At 69.6% G+C, this 16,700-nt stretch carries 18 protein-coding genes and 5 tRNA genes; 17 read left to right on the top strand and 6 right to left on the bottom strand.

Going from position 1 to position 16,700, the window contains the following annotated elements:
- Window positions 1-2,233: sensor histidine kinase (locus tag ACVNF4_RS20545; protein ID WP_461804307.1), on the bottom strand; the 2,233-nt coding region annotated here is incomplete at its 3' end.
- Between the two features lie 556 nt (window positions 2,234-2,789).
- Here ACVNF4_RS20545 and ACVNF4_RS20540 point away from each other — a divergent pair.
- From ACVNF4_RS20540 to ACVNF4_RS20500, 9 genes are all read left to right on the top strand, one after another.
- A complete protein-coding gene (locus ACVNF4_RS20540; RefSeq protein WP_461804306.1) occupies window positions 2,790-2,957 on the top strand; it encodes a hypothetical protein in 168 nt (55 codons plus the stop codon).
- A 178-nt stretch (window positions 2,958-3,135) separates the two neighbouring features.
- Window positions 3,136-3,912, top strand: coding sequence for a fumarylacetoacetate hydrolase family protein (locus tag ACVNF4_RS20535; protein WP_461804305.1), 777 nt, complete (start codon window positions 3,136-3,138; stop codon window positions 3,910-3,912).
- Window positions 3,896-5,380: a glutamate--tRNA ligase gene (gltX, locus tag ACVNF4_RS20530; RefSeq protein WP_461804304.1), complete on the top strand. Its 1,485-nt coding sequence runs from the start codon at window positions 3,896-3,898 to the stop codon at window positions 5,378-5,380. The genes ACVNF4_RS20535 and gltX overlap by 17 nt, the downstream gene beginning before the upstream one ends.
- Window positions 5,381-5,475: 95 nt before the next feature.
- Entirely contained in the window at window positions 5,476-6,219 is a 744-nt protein-coding gene (locus ACVNF4_RS20525) for an HAD family hydrolase (protein WP_461804303.1), read from the top strand.
- 95 nt (window positions 6,220-6,314) lie between these two features.
- Window positions 6,315-6,386: transfer RNA gene (locus ACVNF4_RS20520), tRNA-Gln, on the top strand.
- A 25-nt stretch (window positions 6,387-6,411) separates the two neighbouring features.
- Window positions 6,412-6,484: transfer RNA gene (locus ACVNF4_RS20515), tRNA-Glu, on the top strand.
- Window positions 6,485-6,545: 61 nt separating this feature from the next.
- Window positions 6,546-6,618: transfer RNA gene (locus ACVNF4_RS20510), tRNA-Glu, on the top strand.
- 21 nt (window positions 6,619-6,639) lie between these two features.
- A tRNA-Gln gene (locus tag ACVNF4_RS20505) sits at window positions 6,640-6,711 on the top strand.
- Window positions 6,712-6,716: 5 nt separating this feature from the next.
- Window positions 6,717-6,789: transfer RNA gene (locus tag ACVNF4_RS20500), tRNA-Glu, on the top strand.
- Window positions 6,790-6,901: 112 nt separating this feature from the next.
- On the opposite strand, the gene ndgR is transcribed toward ACVNF4_RS20500, so the two are convergent.
- Window positions 6,902-7,618: an IclR family transcriptional regulator NdgR gene (gene ndgR / locus ACVNF4_RS20495; RefSeq protein WP_171142008.1), complete on the bottom strand. Its 717-nt coding sequence runs from the start codon at window positions 7,616-7,618 to the stop codon at window positions 6,902-6,904.
- Window positions 7,619-7,802: 184 nt separating this feature from the next.
- Here ndgR and leuC point away from each other — a divergent pair, with 184 nt between their 5' ends.
- From leuC to ACVNF4_RS20475, 4 genes are all read left to right on the top strand, one after another.
- Window positions 7,803-9,236, top strand: a complete 1,434-nt coding sequence (gene leuC / locus ACVNF4_RS20490) for a 3-isopropylmalate dehydratase large subunit (RefSeq protein WP_461804302.1) — start codon at window positions 7,803-7,805, stop codon at window positions 9,234-9,236.
- A 5-nt stretch (window positions 9,237-9,241) separates the two neighbouring features.
- A complete protein-coding gene (gene leuD / locus ACVNF4_RS20485) occupies window positions 9,242-9,835 on the top strand; it encodes a 3-isopropylmalate dehydratase small subunit (RefSeq protein WP_461804301.1) in 594 nt (197 codons plus the stop codon).
- Window positions 9,836-10,091: 256 nt separating this feature from the next.
- Window positions 10,092-10,322 (top strand): SCO5555 family protein, encoded by a 231-nt coding sequence (locus ACVNF4_RS20480; protein WP_461804300.1) that lies wholly within the window; start codon window positions 10,092-10,094, stop codon window positions 10,320-10,322.
- A gap of 136 nt (window positions 10,323-10,458) precedes the next feature.
- On the top strand, window positions 10,459-11,046 hold the full coding sequence (locus ACVNF4_RS20475; RefSeq protein WP_461804299.1) for an HU family DNA-binding protein: 588 nt from the start codon (window positions 10,459-10,461) through the stop codon (window positions 11,044-11,046).
- 78 nt (window positions 11,047-11,124) lie between these two features.
- Here ACVNF4_RS20475 and ACVNF4_RS20470 read toward each other — a convergent pair whose 3' ends face one another.
- Together ACVNF4_RS20470 and cofC are read right to left on the bottom strand one after the other, a co-directional pair.
- Window positions 11,125-11,316: a hypothetical protein gene (locus tag ACVNF4_RS20470; protein WP_461804298.1), complete on the bottom strand. Its 192-nt coding sequence runs from the start codon at window positions 11,314-11,316 to the stop codon at window positions 11,125-11,127.
- 9 nt (window positions 11,317-11,325) lie between these two features.
- Window positions 11,326-11,964, bottom strand: coding sequence for a 2-phospho-L-lactate guanylyltransferase (gene cofC / locus ACVNF4_RS20465; RefSeq protein ID WP_461804297.1), 639 nt, complete (start codon window positions 11,962-11,964; stop codon window positions 11,326-11,328).
- A gap of 201 nt (window positions 11,965-12,165) precedes the next feature.
- Between cofC and ACVNF4_RS20460 the strand changes: the two genes are divergently transcribed.
- The 3 genes from ACVNF4_RS20460 (at window position 12,166) to ACVNF4_RS20450 (ending at window position 15,210) form a co-directional block, all read left to right on the top strand.
- Window positions 12,166-12,930 (top strand): lysophospholipid acyltransferase family protein, encoded by a 765-nt coding sequence (locus ACVNF4_RS20460; RefSeq protein WP_461804296.1) that lies wholly within the window; start codon window positions 12,166-12,168, stop codon window positions 12,928-12,930.
- Window positions 12,927-13,937, top strand: coding sequence for an NAD(P)H-dependent glycerol-3-phosphate dehydrogenase (locus tag ACVNF4_RS20455; RefSeq protein WP_461804295.1), 1,011 nt, complete (start codon window positions 12,927-12,929; stop codon window positions 13,935-13,937). Before ACVNF4_RS20460 ends, ACVNF4_RS20455 begins: the two co-directional genes overlap by 4 nt.
- Window positions 13,938-14,055: 118 nt before the next feature.
- The gene (locus ACVNF4_RS20450) at window positions 14,056-15,210 is read left to right on the top strand and encodes a D-alanine--D-alanine ligase family protein (protein WP_461804294.1); all 1,155 of its coding nucleotides are present in this window, start codon (window positions 14,056-14,058) and stop codon (window positions 15,208-15,210) included.
- A 7-nt stretch (window positions 15,211-15,217) separates the two neighbouring features.
- Here the strand turns inward: ACVNF4_RS20450 and ACVNF4_RS20445 are convergent, their stop codons facing one another.
- Both ACVNF4_RS20445 and ACVNF4_RS20440 read right to left on the bottom strand, forming a co-directional pair.
- Complete coding sequence (locus tag ACVNF4_RS20445; protein WP_461804293.1) at window positions 15,218-15,706, bottom strand: DUF3515 domain-containing protein; 489 nt, start codon at window positions 15,704-15,706, stop codon at window positions 15,218-15,220.
- A gap of 20 nt (window positions 15,707-15,726) precedes the next feature.
- Window positions 15,727-15,960, bottom strand: a complete 234-nt coding sequence (locus ACVNF4_RS20440) for an Lrp/AsnC family transcriptional regulator (protein ID WP_461804292.1) — start codon at window positions 15,958-15,960, stop codon at window positions 15,727-15,729.
- A 226-nt stretch (window positions 15,961-16,186) separates the two neighbouring features.
- Between ACVNF4_RS20440 and ACVNF4_RS20435 the strand changes: the two genes are divergently transcribed.
- Window positions 16,187-16,700 (top strand): AIR synthase related protein (locus tag ACVNF4_RS20435; protein ID WP_461804291.1); only part of this gene is annotated, 514 nt, incomplete at its 3' end.

The following is a 16,700-nucleotide window of genomic DNA, read 5'->3' as shown; positions in this document are numbered from 1 at the left end:
CCGCACCCGCCGCGGCCTGAGCCGCCGCCGGTCCACCGGCCGGGGTGCCGCCCTGACCGGGCTTCGGCTGCGGCTTCTTGCCACCCTGCGCGACGTCGACCGGCAGCATGACCAGCGCGGTCGTACCACCCGAGTCGGAGGGCCGCAGCTGGATGCGGATGCCGTGCCGCTGGGAGAGCCGGCCGACCACGAACAGACCCATGCGCCGGGACACCGACACGTCCACGGTCGGCGGCGAGGCCAGCCGCTCGTTGATCGCGGCCAGGTCCTCGGGGGAGAGGCCGATACCGGTGTCGTGGATCTCGATCAGGACCCGGCCGTCGGGCAGCGCGTGCCCGGTGACCTTGACCTTCGTCTGCGGGGAGGAGAACGACGTCGCGTTCTCCAGGAGTTCGGCGAGGAGGTGCACGAGGTCGTTGACGACCCGGCCCGCGACCTCCGTCGTCGGCACGGACGCCAGCTCGATGCGCTCGTACTGCTCCACCTCGGACGCGGCGGCACGCAGCACGTCGACCAGCGGGACCGGACGCGTCCAGCGCCGGCCGGGCTCCTCACCCGCGAGGACGAGGAGGTTCTCGCCGTTACGGCGCATACGGGTCGCGAGGTGGTCCAGCTTGAACAGGGAGGACAGCTGGTCCGGGTCGGCCTCGCGGGACTCCAGTTCGGAGATCAGCGACAGCTGACGCTGGATGAGACCCTGCGAACGGCGCGAGAGGTTGGTGAACATCGCGTTGACGTTGCCCCGCAGCAGGGCCTGCTCGGCGGCGAGCCGGACGGCCTCGCGGTGCACGTCGTCGAAGGCCGCGGCCACCTGGCCGATCTCGTCCCGGGAGTGCACACCGACCGACTCGACGGACGTGTCGACGTCCTGCGGGTCCGACTCGGAGAGCTGCTTGACCAGTTCGGGCAGCCGTTCCTGGGCGACCTTCGTGGCCGTCTCCTGGAGGCGGCGCAGCGAGCGGATCATGGAGCGGGCGACGACGAACGCGCCGACCAGCGAGACGCCGAGCACCATCAGGATCAGCACACCGGCGATGATCGCGTCGCGCTCGGTCTCGTTGCGCAGCTCGCGGGCCTTCTGCTCCATGTCCTCCAGGAGCTGCGACTCGATGTTGCGCATCTGCTGGAGCTTGGTGCCCGAGGCGTCCAGCCAGTCCTGGTACGACCGCTTGTCCTGGGACTCCAGACCGGACTCGGAGGCGAAGGCGCGGCTCGCGTACTGGTCGGCGTCCTCGATCGTGGCGTTGCCGGACTCGATCGGCTTGAGCAGCTCCTCGGCGCCCTCGTCGCCGTAGATCGAGCGGAAGATCGCGAGCTCGGAGTCCTCGCCCTCGACGGCCGTCTCACCGTAGGTGCGGTCGTTGTCGGTGAGCTTGCCGAAGGAGGTGCTGTTCGCGGGGAGCGCGGCCGTCAGCACGGCGCGCTGCATCGACGAGTACTCCTTGGCGGAGGAGAACGCGGCCAGGGCGCGGGTGCGCTGGATCATCTCCGGGTTGGAGGTGGCCTCGGCCATGTCCTGGGAGAGGTCGACGAGGCGGGTGATCAGCCGGTGGTAGCCCTCGACGGTCTGCATCGAGTTGCCCTGCGCGGTGTACGCGGTGGAGCGCAGCTTCGCGACGTTCCCGAGGTCGCCGACCAGACCGACCAGGTTGTCGCGGACGCCCTGGAGGTTGCCGTTGCGGCTGGAGGAGTTGATCTCCTCGGAGGCGGCGTTGAAGGCCTTCAGCGAGCGGTCCGTCGTCGCGCGCAGCCCCTTGACGGTGACGTCGTTGGCGTTGCCGCCGTGCGCGAGGGGACCGGCGGAGCGGTCGCGCTCGTTCTGGAGGGCGATCGACAGCTCGGTCGCCTGCTTCGTCATGTCGGTCAGCAGCCGCATGTTGTCGAGCTGCTGGATGTCCTCCATGGACTGGCTGATGCGCAGCGCGCCGAGCGTGGTGGCCGCGACCACGGGGAGGGTCAGCAGGGCGACCAGGCGGGTGGAGATGCGCCAGTTGCGCAGCGCCACGCGGCTGCCGGTCTCGCCCTTGGCGGATTTGGCCGGGGGTATCGGGGGAATGGCGGTGGGGGTGAGCGGGGGAGTGGGAGCGCCGGGGCGGCTCTTGCCGTCGCCTGCCTGGGCGGGACCCGGGTTCTGGGCGTGCTGGGGCGAGGTGCTGACTGTGTGGGAACCAGTCCCGCCTCGCGGCTCCGGCCCTGCCGGGGCACTGCCGTCCCTCTTGAATCGTCCCTGCACTAGCGTCGCAACCTCTGGACCAGGCGCCTTTCCGGATGAACGGACAGGCGGTGTCGGCGTCTTGAGAGGCGCCCTGACTGCGCCCCCCGGGATGGTCTTGAGTGACCCGGCGCTGGTTCCCCCTATCTCGCCGCCACTCGGCGCTTCTGTGCGCCCCCTGCGCGCCGGCTCGATCCCGCGGCGGTCCGTGAGATTCCAGCACAGTGCCGGATCCGCAACAAGGTTTGGTGTCCGGGCTGTGACATCCGTGACAGCGCGTGCGGATGGGATCACCGGGCGTCGAATTCGATCCGCCCGAATGTGGGCAGAGTGTGGCGAAGTGGGCTGATGATCAAGGTGTCCCAGTCGCCATGATCAGGAGCGGAATGGATGCTTCAGTTGGTCAATGTCCGTTTCGTTACGTTCGCTTGCGGGCCTGAATTGACCGGTTTGACGCCCATCTCGTGAGCAAACTCACACGCTCCCCGACGGCCCCCCGTGACCTCCCCGGGAATGCCGTGTTTAGCCTGACGCTTTACAGATTCGGCCCATCCGACACCAGCCAGGGAGCCCCCGCATGTCCCGCAAGACCGCCAACCCCCAGCGCACCACCCTGGCCCACCTGAAGGACGCCGAACCCCTGACCCCGGCCCCCCAGACCTACCCGGCCTCCCTCCCCGCCCAAACGGCCAACCCCCGCCGCACCATCCTCATGGTGGCCCCGGAGACCCCGGTCCTGGACTAGTACGCGGATTCCCGCCGGACGACTCACCAAGTCCGCATATATCCAAGAGGCGCCCCCTCCCGCGGCGAGAGGGCGCCTCTTCGCGCACCCCGGGCAATCCACGAGGTGACCCACCCCCCGGCGCGTTAGCCTGGGGCGTCAGGTTTCGGTCGGTTCAGGTGAGGGGCGCAAAGAACCCGTGCGTATTGCCAGGTTTTCCATCGACGGCAACGTCGCGTTTGGCGCGGTAGAGGGCGACAAGGACGACGAACTCGTCCTGGACATCATCAAGGGCATCCCCTTCGCCGAGTTCGAACTCTCCGGGACGAAGGTCCCGCTCAGCAAAGTCCGGCTGCTGCCCCCCGTCCTGCCCAACAAGGTCGTCGCCTTCGGCAGGAACTACGCCGACCACGCGAAGGAACTGGGCAACGAGGTCCCGGACACCCCCTTCGCCTTCTTCAAGCCCTCCACCTCGGTGACCGGCCCCGGCGACCCGATCCAGTACCCCTCGTTCTCCTCGGACGTCCACCACGAGGCCGAACTCGCGGTCGTCATCGGCCGCATGTGCCGCGAGGTCCCCCGCGACCGGGTCAAGGACGTCATCCTGGGCTACACCTGCGCGAACGACGTCACCGCCAGGGACGTCCAGAAGCGCGAGAAGCAGTGGGCCAGGGCGAAGGGCTTCGACACCTCCTGCCCCCTCGGCCCCTGGATCGAGACGGACCTCGACCCGAGCGACCTCACGATCCAGCTCACGGTCAACGGCCAGCAGCGCCAACTCGGCCGCACCAGCGAGATGATCACCCCCATCGAGGACCTGATCGTCAACATCACCGAGGCCATGACACTCCTCCCCGGCGACGTCATCCTCACGGGCACCCCCGCCGGGGTCGGCCCCCTGGAGATCGGCGACGAGGTCGCCGTCACCATCGAAGGTATCGGCACTCTCACCAACAAGGTTGTCAAGCGTGACTAGCGCTCCCGTCCGAGTACGTTTCTGCCCCTCCCCGACCGGCAACCCCCACGTCGGCCTGGTCCGCACGGCCCTCTTCAACTGGGCCTTCGCCCGCCACCACCAGGGCACCCTGGTCTTCCGCATCGAGGACACCGACGCGGCCCGCGACTCGGAGGAGTCGTACGAGCAGCTCCTGGACGCGATGCGCTGGCTCGGCTTCGACTGGGACGAGGGCCCGGAGATCGGCGGCCCGCACGCCCCGTACCGCCAGTCGCAGCGGATGGACATCTACCAGGACGTCGCGCAGAAGCTCCTGGACGCCGGTCACGCGTACCGCTGCTACTGCTCGACGGAGGAGCTGGACGCCCGCCGCGACGCCGCCCGCGCCGCCGGCAAGCCCTCCGGCTACGACGGCCACTGCCGCGACCTGAGCGCCGAGCAGACCGCCGCGTACGAGGCGGAGGGCCGCAAGCCGATCGTCCGCTTCCGCATGCCGGACGAGACCATCACGTTCACCGACCTCGTCCGCGGCGAGCTGACGTTCACCCCGGAGAACGTCCCGGACTACGGCATCGTCCGCGCCAACGGCGCCCCGCTCTACACGCTGGTCAACCCGGTCGACGACGCGCTGATGGAGATCACGCACGTCCTGCGCGGCGAGGACCTCCTCTCCTCCACCCCCCGCCAGATCGCCCTGTACAAGGCTCTGACGGAACTGGGCATCGCGAAGTACACCCCCGAGTTCGGCCACCTGCCGTACGTGATGGGCGAAGGCAACAAGAAGCTCAGCAAGCGCGACCCGCAGGCGTCCCTCAACCTCTACCGCGAGCAGGGCTTCCTCCCCGAGGGCCTGCTCAACTACCTCTCCCTGCTGGGCTGGTCGCTCTCCGCCGACCAGGACATCTTCACGACGGACGAGCTGATCGCGGCGTTCGACATCAAGGACGTCCAGCCCAACCCGGCCCGCTTCGACCTGAAGAAGTGCGAGGCGATCAACGGCGACCACATCCGCCTGCTGGACGTGAAGGACTTCACGGAGCGCTGCGCCCCCTGGCTCCGGGCCCCCTTCGCGCCCTGGGCCCCGGAGGACTTCGACGACGCGAAGTGGCAGGCCATCGCCCCGCACGCGCAGACCCGCCTGCGCGTCCTGTCGGAGATCACCGACAACGTCGACTTCCTGTTCCTCAAGGAGCCGGTGGCGGACGAGGCGTCCTGGACGAAGGCGATGAAGGACGGCAGCGACGCCCTCCTCGCCACGGCCCGCGAGAAGCTCGACGCGGCCGACTGGACGTCCCCGGAGTCCCTCAAGGAGGCCGTCCTGGCCGCCGGTGAGGCCCACGGCCTCAAGCTCGGCAAGGCCCAGGCCCCCGTCCGCGTCGCGATCACCGGCCGCACGGTCGGCCTCCCCCTCTTCGAGTCCCTCGAAGTCCTCGGCAAGGACGCGTCGTTGGCCCGCATCGACGCCGCCCTCGCCAAGCTCGCGGCGTAACGAGACGGTGTAACGAGACGGCGTATCACGGCAGTTCACCGGGGCGGCACCCAACAGGGGTGCCGCCCCGCGCTGTTCCCCGCTACGGTCGGATCATGGACATTCGCGCCGTGGTCTGGGACGTCGACGACACCCTCTTCGACTACACGAACGCCGACCGCCTCGGCATGCGTGACCACCTCGTCACCGAGGGCCTGCTGGCCGGGTACGACACCGTCGAGCAGGCGGTCACGAGCTGGCGCGAGATCACCGACGCCCAGTGGGCCCGCTTCGCCGCCGGCGAGACCACCTTCGAGGGTCAACGCCGCGACCGCGTCCGGGTGTTCGTCGGCCAGGAGCTGACCGACGCCGAGGCCGACGACTGGTTCGGCCGCTACCTGGGCCACTACGAGAACGCCTGGGCCCTCTTCCCGGACGTCCTGCCCGTCCTGGACGCCCTCGCGGCGACCCACCGGCACTCCGTCCTCTCCAACTCCAGCATCCACGTCCAGGACCACAAGCTCCGCGTCCTCGGCGTCCACGACCGCTTCGAGTCGATCATCTGCGCGGCCGAACTCGGCGTCTCCAAGCCCGAACCCGGCGCCTTCCTCGCCGCCTGCGAGGCCCTCGCCCTCCCGCCCGAACAGGTCGCCTACGTCGGCGACCACCCCGACATCGACGGCCGGGGCGCGGCCGAGGCGGGCCTGCTCTCCGTCTGGATCGACCGGTACGACGGCGGCGCGGGCGTCGTCGAACTCCCGGGCCGGCACCGGATCGCCACGCTCGCCGAACTGCCCGCACTGCTCGGTGCGGACGGCCGGGCGGGAACCCGTTTTGGAGCCCCGTCCACCTTCGGGTAATGTTCTTTCTGCGCCGCCGGGGAGCGGGCCGAAAGGCCGAGAGACCCGGGGGAGCAAAACTAGAGCAAGATCCCTTTAGAGGGATGGCGTTCCAGTGGCCTATGGTGTAATTGGCAGCACGACTGATTCTGGTTCAGTTAGTCTTGGTTCGAGTCCAGGTAGGCCAGCTTGCAGAAGCTCAAAATCTGCGAAGCCCCCGTTGTGTAGCGGCCTAGCACGCTGCCCTCTCACGGCAGTAGCGCCGGTTCGAATCCGGTCGGGGGTACAGATCCTTCTCGCGAGGACGGTCGGGTAGCTCCCGCCGATCTTGATGCAGGATCGCTAGGGCCCCCGTTGTGTAGCGGCCTAGCACGCTGCCCTCTCACGGCAGTAGCGCCGGTTCGAATCCGGTCGGGGGTACTGACTGGTCTAAACCATCATTGGTCTATGGTGTAATTGGCAGCACGACTGATTCTGGTTCAGTTAGTCTTGGTTCGAGTCCAGGTAGACCAGCTCAAGCCCCCGTTGTGTAGCGGCCTAGCACGCTGCCCTCTCACGGCAGTAGCGCCGGTTCGAATCCGGTCGGGGGTACAGAAAGAAGCCACCCGCCTCAGTAGAGGCGGGTGGCTTTTTCGTGTTCCCGCAGCTCGGCGGGGGAGGAAGGGCCCGCCGCGGCGTTGAGGCCGGCCCTTCCCGCTGGGCTTCAGCCCGTCCTGCGCAGCGCCTCCGAGAGCCGGGACGCCGCGTCGATCACCGCCTGAGCGTGCATACGGCCCGGGTGGCGGGTCAGCCGCTCGATCGGGCCGGAGACGGAGACGGCGGCCACGACGCGGTTGGACGGGCCCCTGACCGGCGCGGAGACGGACGCGACGCCCGGCTCGCGCTCGCCGATGGACTGGGCCCAGCCGCGGCGCCGGACGCCGGAGAGGGCCGTGGCGGTGAAGCGGGCGCCCTGGAGGCCGCGGTGGAGGCGCTCGGGCTCCTCCCAGGCCATGAGGATCTGCGCGGAGGAACCGGCCTTCATCGTCAGCGTGGAGCCGACGGGTACCGTGTCTCGCAGTCCGGACAGCCGCTCCGCGGCGGCCACACAGATCCGCATGTCGCCCTGGCGCCGGTAGAGCTGGGCGCTCTCGCCGGTGATGTCCCGCAGGTGCGTGAGCACGGGCCCGGCGGTCGCCAGCAGGCGGTCCTCGCCGGCCGCCGCCGCCAGCTCCGCGAGACGCGGGCCGAGGATGAACCTGCCCTGCATGTCACGGGCGACCATACGGTGGTGTTCCAGGGCCACGGCCAGCCGGTGGGCCGTGGGTCGTGCGAGTCCGGTGGCCGCGACCAGTCCTGCGAGGGTTGCGGGGCCGGACTCCAGGGCGCTCAGGACAAGGGCTGCCTTGTCCAGAACGCCGACGCCGCTACTGTTGTCCATGCAACGATACTCCCGTCTCACTCTGTGAAACGCAAGTTCATTTTCCCGTGAGACGCGCAACCCTGGAGGCACAGCCGCCCGCGGACCGACGGGCGCGGTGGCGGGTGCCCGGAACAGGGGCGGGCGCCGCTTCCAAGATCTCTAGTAGTGCCGGGACGCAACCTGTCCGGCCGGAGGGAAAGCGATGGGTAGGACACTCGCTGAGAAGGTCTGGGACGACCATGTCGTCCGGCGCGCTGAGGGCGAGCCCGACCTTCTCTTCATCGATCTGCACCTGCTGCACGAGGTGACCAGCCCCCAGGCGTTCGACGGCCTGCGCCAGAACGGCCGCCCGGTCCGCCGCCTCGACCTGACCATCGCCACCGAGGACCACAACACCCCGACCCTCGACATCGACAAGCCCATCGCGGACCCGGTCTCCCGCGCCCAGCTGGAGACGCTGCGCAAGAACTGCGCCGAGTTCGGCGTCCGCCTGCACCCCCTGGGCGACGTCGAGCAGGGCGTCGTCCACGTCGTCGGCCCCCAGCTCGGTCTCACGCAGCCCGGCATGACCGTCGTCTGCGGTGACTCCCACACCTCCACGCACGGCGCGTTCGGCGGGCTGGCGTTCGGGATCGGGACCTCGCAGGTGGAGCACGTGCTGGCCACCCAGACGCTGCCGCTGGTCCGCCCGAAGACCATGGCCATCACGGTCGAGGGTGAGCTGCCCGACGGCGTCACCGCCAAGGACCTGATCCTCGCGATCATCGCCAGGATCGGCACCGGCGGCGGCCAGGGCTACGTCCTGGAGTACCGCGGCTCCGCCATCGAGAAGCTGTCGATGGAAGCCCGGATGACCATCTGCAACATGTCCATCGAGGCCGGCGCCCGCGCGGGCATGATCGCCCCCGACGAGACGACGTTCGCCTACCTCAAGGGCCGCGCCCACGCCCCCGAGGGGGAGGACTGGGACGCCGCCGTCGCGTACTGGAAGACCCTGAAGACCGACGCGGACGCCGAGTTCGACGCCGAGGTCGTCATCGAGGCCGCGGAACTCTCCCCGTTCGTCACCTGGGGCACCAACCCCGGCCAGGGCGCGCCCCTTTCGGCGAACGTCCCCGACCCCGCTTCGTACGAAGACGCATCGGAGCGCCTCGCCGCCGAAAAGGCCCTGGAATACATGGGGTTGGCGGCCGGGCAGCCGCTGCGGTCCATCAAGGTGGACACCGTCTTCGTAGGGTCGTGCACCAACGGCCGCATCGAGGACCTGCGGGCCGCCGCCGAGCTCGTCAAGGGCCGCAAAGTCGCCGACGGCGTACGGATGCTGGTCGTCCCCGGCTCCGCCCGGGTGGGCCTCCAGGCCGTCTCCGAGGGCCTGGACGTCGTCTTCAAGGAGGCCGGCGCCGAATGGCGGCACGCGGGCTGCTCGATGTGTCTGGGCATGAACCCCGACCAACTGGCCCCCGGTGAGCGCTCCGCGTCCACCTCCAACCGCAACTTCGAGGGCAGGCAGGGCAAGGGCGGCCGGACCCACCTGGTCTCCCCGCAGGTCGCCGCCGCCACGGCCGTCCTGGGTCATCTGGCCTCGCCCGCCGACCTGACCGACGCGCCCGCCGACCGTACGCCCGCTGGAGTCTGAGAGCCATGGAAGCATTCACCACGCACACCGGCCGGGCCGTTCCGCTGCGCCGCTCCAACGTCGACACCGACCAGATCATCCCTGCTCACTGGCTCAAGAAGGTGACCAGGGACGGTTTCGAGGACGGTCTCTTCGAGGCGTGGCGCAAGGACCCGGAGTTCGTCCTCAACCGCCCCGAGCGCGCGGGCGCGAGCGTCCTGGTGGCCGGCCCCGACTTCGGCACCGGCTCCTCGCGCGAGCACGCCGTGTGGGCGCTCCAGAACTACGGCTTCAAGACCGTGATCTCGTCCCGCTTCGCCGACATCTTCCGGGGCAACTCCCTGAAGAACGGCCTGCTCACGGTCATCCTCGACCAGCAGGTCGTGGACGCGCTCTGGGACCTCGTCGAGCGTGACCCGCAGGCCGAGATCACCGTCGACCTCGAAGCGCTGGAGGTCCGCGCCGAGGGCGTCACCGCCTCCTTCGAGCTGGACGACAACGCCCGCTGGCGGCTGCTGAACGGGCTGGACGACATCTCCATCACCCTCCAGAACGAGGCGGACATCGCCGCGTACGAGGCGAAGCGTCCCTCGTACAAGCCGCGTACCCTCCAGGTCTGAGCGGCCGAAGCGAGTTTCGGCCACCGAAAAGCCACGCCGTACCCCCGATCGGTCCGATCGGGGGTACGGCGTTTTCCGCCCCTGGCAGGCCTTCGCGCATCTCCTCGAAATCTTCCCAACTGCCAACGTTACAGCGGCTGTTGGCGGGGTACGCGACCGCTGTGGACGCGGTGTCCAACAGTGCTCGGACGGCTGTCTGAGGTGGCAGTTGCACCCCTGGCGGGCGACAACTCGCCCTAGATGGCACAATCTGTGCATGGAACACGACGGCCAACTCAAGCTCTACATGGCGGTCGCGGACCAACTCAAGGAAGCGCACACAAGGGTGCGCGCACTGCAAGTCCCGGAGGGCGTACGGATGGCGCTGACCCGGAAGCTGCTGGTCATTACGGCCGCGGCCAAGCACGATCTCGCCGATGCGACAAGGCGGCTGGAGCGGTTCACGGCGGACCTCGACGCGGGACGAATCCCGGACGAGGAACGCTGAACAGCCCAATGCGGTCGAGTCCGTTGCGGCACAAGGGTGATAGGCCCGTTTCGTGTTTGATTTGCGGTATATATCTGCCTAACGTGCGAAAAAGCCTGGACACTTTCGTTCCAGCAATGTCTCCGAAGGGGAAGACGTGAACAAGGCGCAGCTCGTAGAAGCGATTGCGGACAAGGTCGGCGGCCGTCAGAACGCCGCCGAGGCGGTCGACGCGGTTCTGGACGCCATCGTCCGCGCGGTCGTCGCGGGGGACCGGGTCTCGGTCACCGGCTTCGGCTCGTTCGAGAAGGTCGACCGCCCGGCGCGGTACGCCCGCAACCCCCAGACGGGCGAGCGGGTCCGGGTCAAGAAGACGTCCGTGCCGCGCTTCCGTGCGGGCCAGGGTTTCAAGGACCTGGTGAGCGGCTCGAAGAAGCTCCCGAAGAACGACGTCGCGGTCAAGAAGGCGCCCAAGGGCAGCCTGAGCGGCACCGCTTCGGCGACGGTCAAGAAGGCCGCCGCGAAGAAGGCCGCCCCCGCGAAGAAGGCCACCGCCGCCGCGAAGAAGGCCGCCCCGGCGAAGAAGGCCACCGCCAAGACGGCCGCCGCCAAGAAGACGACCGCCAAGAAGGCGGCCACCACGAAGAAGGCCGTCGCCAAGAAGGCCCCGGCGAAGAAGGCGCCGGCCAAGAAGTCGACTGCTCGCAAGACCACCGCGAAGAAGGTCGCCGCCACCAAGGCGTAAGGCTGCCGCCGGTACTCACGCGTCGGGCCGGACTTCCACAACCTGTGGAGTCCGGCCCGCGGTGTGTCGTCAGGGGGTTCAGAACGTCTGGAGCGTCACCAGGGTGATCCTCGGGCCTTCCAGCTCGATGCGCACCCGCTGGCCGACTCTCAGCAGCCGCAGACCCCCCGCGTCGAACGCCGCCGCGTCGAAGGGGAGGGGGGTGCCGTCGTCCAGGAGGACCTGGCCCGTGCGGGTGTCGGGGTCGTAGGTGTAAGCCGTCGCCTGCATGGCCGCAGCCTACTGGCCGGGGATGAGGAGGCGGGCGGTGGCGGTCGTGGTGCGGGGGCCGACACCGAGGGAGAGGGCGGCGCGCAGGTCGTCGCCGGTGTCGACGTCCTGGCGGACGGATTCGACGTCGGGGAGGGCGAGTTCGGCCGCGCCCGAGGTGCGGTGGCGGCGGCGGGAGTCCGGGCCGAACGCGGGCAGCAGGGGGTGGCCCGGGGTTGCGGCCAGCAAAGTCGTGCCTATGCCCGCGGCATCCGCCAGAAATGCGCGCGGGAATTCCGCGGCGGCGTCGAGGACCCGGGTCAATTCGTAGGGGCGCAACGCCGGGAGATCGGCGTTCAGGGCCGCGAGAGCCGTTTCCGGGAGCATCGCGCGGACGACGCCCTCGCCGTGCCGCAGCGCGGCGTTCAGGCCCGCCCCCGGCACGTCCGGGACGATCCGGGCGTCCAGCGCCGCGAGTTCCCGGCCCGCCAGCGGGTCGTCCGTGACGACCACCACATCCCGGACGGCCGGCGCGGCCAGCGCCGCGGCCACCGTGTCCTGCGCGAAGGCCAGCGCCAGACCCGGCCGCACCCTGTCCCCGGCCGTGTCCGACAGCCTGCTCTTGGCCCGCGCGAGGGGTTTGAGGGGGATGACCAACGTCCACTGCACCGGCTTACCGTCCCTTGCTCGTCGCGGTCATTGTCACCCGGCTGCAACCTTCCCCATCTGGCGGTTCTTCCTTCGGGGCGTACGGTGTTCTCGACAGATCCGGCGCCCGGGGCCACACTTGTGCGGCTCCCGGCCGCCGGAACGACCCTGGAACAGGCCGTGGGAAGTCCTGTGGTCCTGGAGGAAGAGGTAGGTGTCCGCGTGCCCCGCCGCAGAATCGGCTTCTGGTACCGCTTTGCAGCGGCGATCGCCAAACCGCCGCTCGTGGTTCTGATCAAGCGGGACTGGCAGGGAATGGAGCACATCCCGGCCGACGGCGGATTTATCACCGCGGTCAACCACAATTCGCACATCGACCCCTTCGCGTACGCCCATTTTCAGTACAACACCGGCCGTGTTCCGCGATTCCTCGCGAAGAGCGGTCTTTTCAAGAAGGGATTCGTCGGCGCCTTCATGCGGGGCAGCAGGCAGATCCCCGTCTACCGTGAGTCGACGGACGCGCTCAGCGCCTTCCGGGCCGCGATCGACGCGGTGGAGCGCGGCGAGTGCGTCGCGTTCTACCCCGAGGGCACCATCACCCGGGACCCCGAACTGTGGCCCATGACCGCCAAGTCCGGTGCGGCGAGGGTGGCTCTGCGGACCAAGTGCCCCGTCATCCCCGTCGCCCAGTGGGGTGTCAACGAGGTGCTCGCGCCGTATTCGAAGAAGCTCAACCTCTTCCCCCGCAAGACGCACCACGTGCTGGCCGGGCCGCCGGTCGACCTCACGCGCTTCTACGACCGGGAGATGACCCCCGAACTCCTCAAGGAGGTCACGGAGGTCATCATGGCCGACGTCACCCGGTTGCTGGAGGAGATCCGCGGGGAGAAGGCGCCCGAGACGCCCTACGACCCGCGCCGGGAGCGGATCGAGCAGCGGCGCCGCACCGAGGCGCAGCACGGCCACGAAGGAGAGATCGGCAAGTGAGCGAGCCCGTCAAGGCGGCAGTCCTCAGCGCAGGTTCATGGGGGACGGCCTTCGCCGTCGTCCTCGCGGACGCGGGCTGCGAGGTGACGGTGTGGGCGCGGCGGCCCGAGGTCGCCGAGGCGATCAACTCGGCGCGGCAGAACCCCGATTACTTCCCCGGGCTCGAACTCCCCGAGGGCATCCGGGCGACCACCGACCCCGCCGAGGCCATGGCCGGCGCCGACTTCACGGTCCTGTCGGTGCCGTCGCAGACACTGCGCGCCAACTTGGCCGACTGGACGCCCCTGTTGGCGCCGGACACCGTGCTCGTCTCCCTCATGAAGGGTGTCGAACTCGGCACCACCATGAGGATGAGCGAGGTCGTCCAGGACGTCACCAAGGTCGGTGCCGAGCGCATCGCCGTCGTCACCGGGCCCAACCTCGCCCGGGAGATCGCCTCCCGCATGCCGGCCGCGGCCGTCGTCGCCGCCACGGACGAAACCGTCGCCCAGCGCCTCCAACTGGCCTGCCACACCCCGTACTTCCGGCCCTACACCAACACCGACGTGGTGGGCTGCGAGCTCGGCGGCGCCGTCAAGAACGTCATCGGCCTCGCCGTCGGCATCGCGGACGGCATGGGGCTCGGCGACAACGCCAAGGGGTCGTTGATCACACGGGGGTTGGCGGAGACGACGCGTCTCGGCCTCGCGATGGGCGCCGACCCCCTGACCTTCGCCGGCCTCGCGGGCCTCGGCGACCTCGTCGCCACCTGCTCCTCCCCCCTGTCCCGCAACCACACCTTCGGCACCAACCTCGGCAAGGGCATGACCCTCGCGGAGACGATCGCGGTGACGAAACAGACCGCCGAGGGCGTCAAGTCCTGCCAGTCCGTACTGGACTTGGCCCACCGCCACGGCGTCGACATGCCGATCACCGAGACGGTCGTCGACATCGTCCACGAGGCGAAGCCCCCGGTCGTCGCGCTCAAGGAACTGATGTCCCGCAGCGCGAAGCCGGAACGCCGCTAGGGGAGACACCCCCGACACCCCGCCCATCGCGACGCACCGCGCACCCCGCGCGACGCTGAGCGACAACGGGTCGGCGGACGCTGACTCAGGGACTACCAGCGGGTACTCTCGACGCGATATGAGCACCGAGAACCTTCCCCAGAGCCCTGAGTCACAGCCCGCGCGCAAGCCGCGTGTGGCCGTCGTGTTCGGTGGGCGCAGTTCCGAGCACGGGATCTCCGTGGTCACCGCCGGCGCCGTCCTGAAGGCTCTCGACCGGGAGAAGTACGACGTGCTGCCGATCGGCATCACGCGGGAGGGCCGCTGGATGCTCACGGCGGACGAGCCGGAGCGGATGGCGATCGCGCAGCGGCGCACCCCCGAGGTCGCCGACCTCGCGGAGGGCAGCGACGGGGGAGTGGTACTCCCGCTGGACCCGGCCAACCGCGAAGTCGTCTACAGCGAACCGGGATCGGTGCCGAAGGCGCTCGGTGAGGTCGACGTCGTGTTCCCGGTGCTGCACGGGCCGTACGGCGAGGACGGCACCCTCCAGGGGATGCTGGAACTGTCCGGTGTGCCGTACGTCGGCGCGGGTGTGCTCGCCTCCGCCGTCGGCCAGGACAAGGAGTACATGAAGCGCGTCTTCACCTCCTTCGGCCTCAAGGTCGGCCCCTACCTGGTGATCCGCCCCCGCGAGTGGGCGCAGGACGAGTCCGGCGTGCGCAAGCGGATCGCCGCTTTCGCCGCCGACCACGGCTGGCCCCTGTTCGTGAAGCCCGCCCGCGCCGGCTCGTCCATCGGCATCACCAAGGTCGACGACGCCTCCGGTCTCGACGAGGCGATCGCGGAGGCCCAGCGCCACGACCCGAAGATCCTGGTCGAGGCGGCTGTGCGGGGCCGTGAGATCGAGTGCGGGGTCCTGGAGTTCGAGGACGGCCCCCGCGCATCCGTCCCCGCCGAGATCCCCTCCGCCCACGCCTACTACGACTTCGAGTCCAAGTACATCGACTCGGTCCCCGGCATCGTCCCCGCCCCGCTCACCCCCGAACAGACCGCCGAGGTCCGCGAGTTGGCGATCCAGGCGTTCGACGCCGCCTCCTGCGAGGGCCTCGTCCGCGCGGACTTCTTCCTCACCGAGGACGGCGAGTTCGTCATCAACGAGATCAACACCATGCCCGGCTTCACGCCGATCTCCATGTACCCGAAGATGTGGGAGGAGACGGGCGTCGCGTACGGCGAACTGGTGGACCGGCTGATCCAGGCGGCCCTGCGCCGGCCGACCGGGCTGCGCTAGCCCGAAGCTAGTCGGCGATCCCCTCGGGCACGGTCTTCTTGATCGCGGGTGCCAGATCGATCAGCGGGGACATGCCCTCGGCAGCCCGGGACTTGGGCAGCGTCACCTCGATGTACACGACCCGCAGCGCGGACGTGAGGCGCACGCTGCCGTCGTCCTGCTTCTCGACCAGCCAGCCGACCCCGTCAGCCGTACCGGCGTCCGCGCGGTCGTTGTCCATCTCCGGCGGCTTCACGACACCGCACCGCAGTATGATCGCCGGGTCTCCCCAGCCCGCGGTCAGCGTCGACGCGGGCTCGGGGTCCCGGCGTCGAAGACCGTCCACCGTCGACGGCAGCGCGGCATCCAGCTTCCGGCAGATCTCCGCGGCCTTGGGGGACGGAGTGGGAACCGCGGTCGACCCGCCGTCGTCTGCCGCTGTGCAGCCCGCGAGGGCGCCGCACAGCAGCAGGGCGAGGGCGGACACACCACTGGGCCGGTGACGGAAGAAGTTCACCGGCCAAGGGTAGACGGGGGCTACAGATGGACCACGGGGCAGGTCAGGGTTCGGGTGATCCCCTCCACCTGCTGCACCTTGGCGACCACCATCCGCCCGAGGTCGTCGACCGTGTCCGCCTGGGCCCGCACGATCACGTCGTACGGCCCCGTCACGTCCTCGGCCTGGACGACGCCAGGGATCTTGCCGATCGACTCGGCGACGGTCGACGCCTTGCCGACCTCTGTCTGGATCAGGATGTACGCCTGTACCACGGAACCTCCAGGGCGGCCACGAGGATCATGTGGGGAAAAAGGAACGCCACGGTATCGCGTCGCCGCGCGCACAGGGGAGACCCACGAGCCCAGGGCCCGCGCGCCGGGGCGAAGTCGGGACAGAAGTTGACGGTCACCTCGACCGTATCGAGGACGCTGGTCCCGCGCGACCGGGCGATGACAGGCCGATGACAGGCACAGACAGGCACAGAAGGGGCTCAGGGCGATGAAGGGCACTGTCGGTGAGCTGGGTGAGTTCGGGCTCATCCGGGAGCTCACCTCCCGGCTCACCACCACCCCGGCGGTCCGGATCGGCCCGGGGGACGACGCCGCGGTGGTCGCCGCGCCCGACCGCAGGGTCGTGGCCAGCACGGACATCCTGCTGGAGGGCCGGCACTTCCGCCGCGACTGGTCCACCGCCTACGACGTCGGCCGCAAGGCCGCCGCCCAGAACCTCGCCGACATCGCCGCGATGGGCGCCGTACCGACCGCCCTGCTCCTGGGCCTCGTCGTCCCGGCGGAGCTGCCGGTGACCTGGCCGACGGAGCTGATGGACGGCATCCGGGACGAGTGCCAGGTCGCGGGCGCCTCCGTGGTCGGCGGTGACGTCGTCCGCGGCGACACGATCACGGCGTCGTCCACGACGGCGATGCCGGGTGTTCCGGCGGCCAGCTTGCGTGCCGTCTCCGCGTCGGACGTCCGTAGCCGGTGGTCGAGTTCACCGTTCTCGGCGGCCAGCT

Source organism: Streptomyces sp. S6 (genome assembly GCF_054880855.1).
This window is presented reverse-complemented; position numbering and strand designations above follow the sequence as displayed.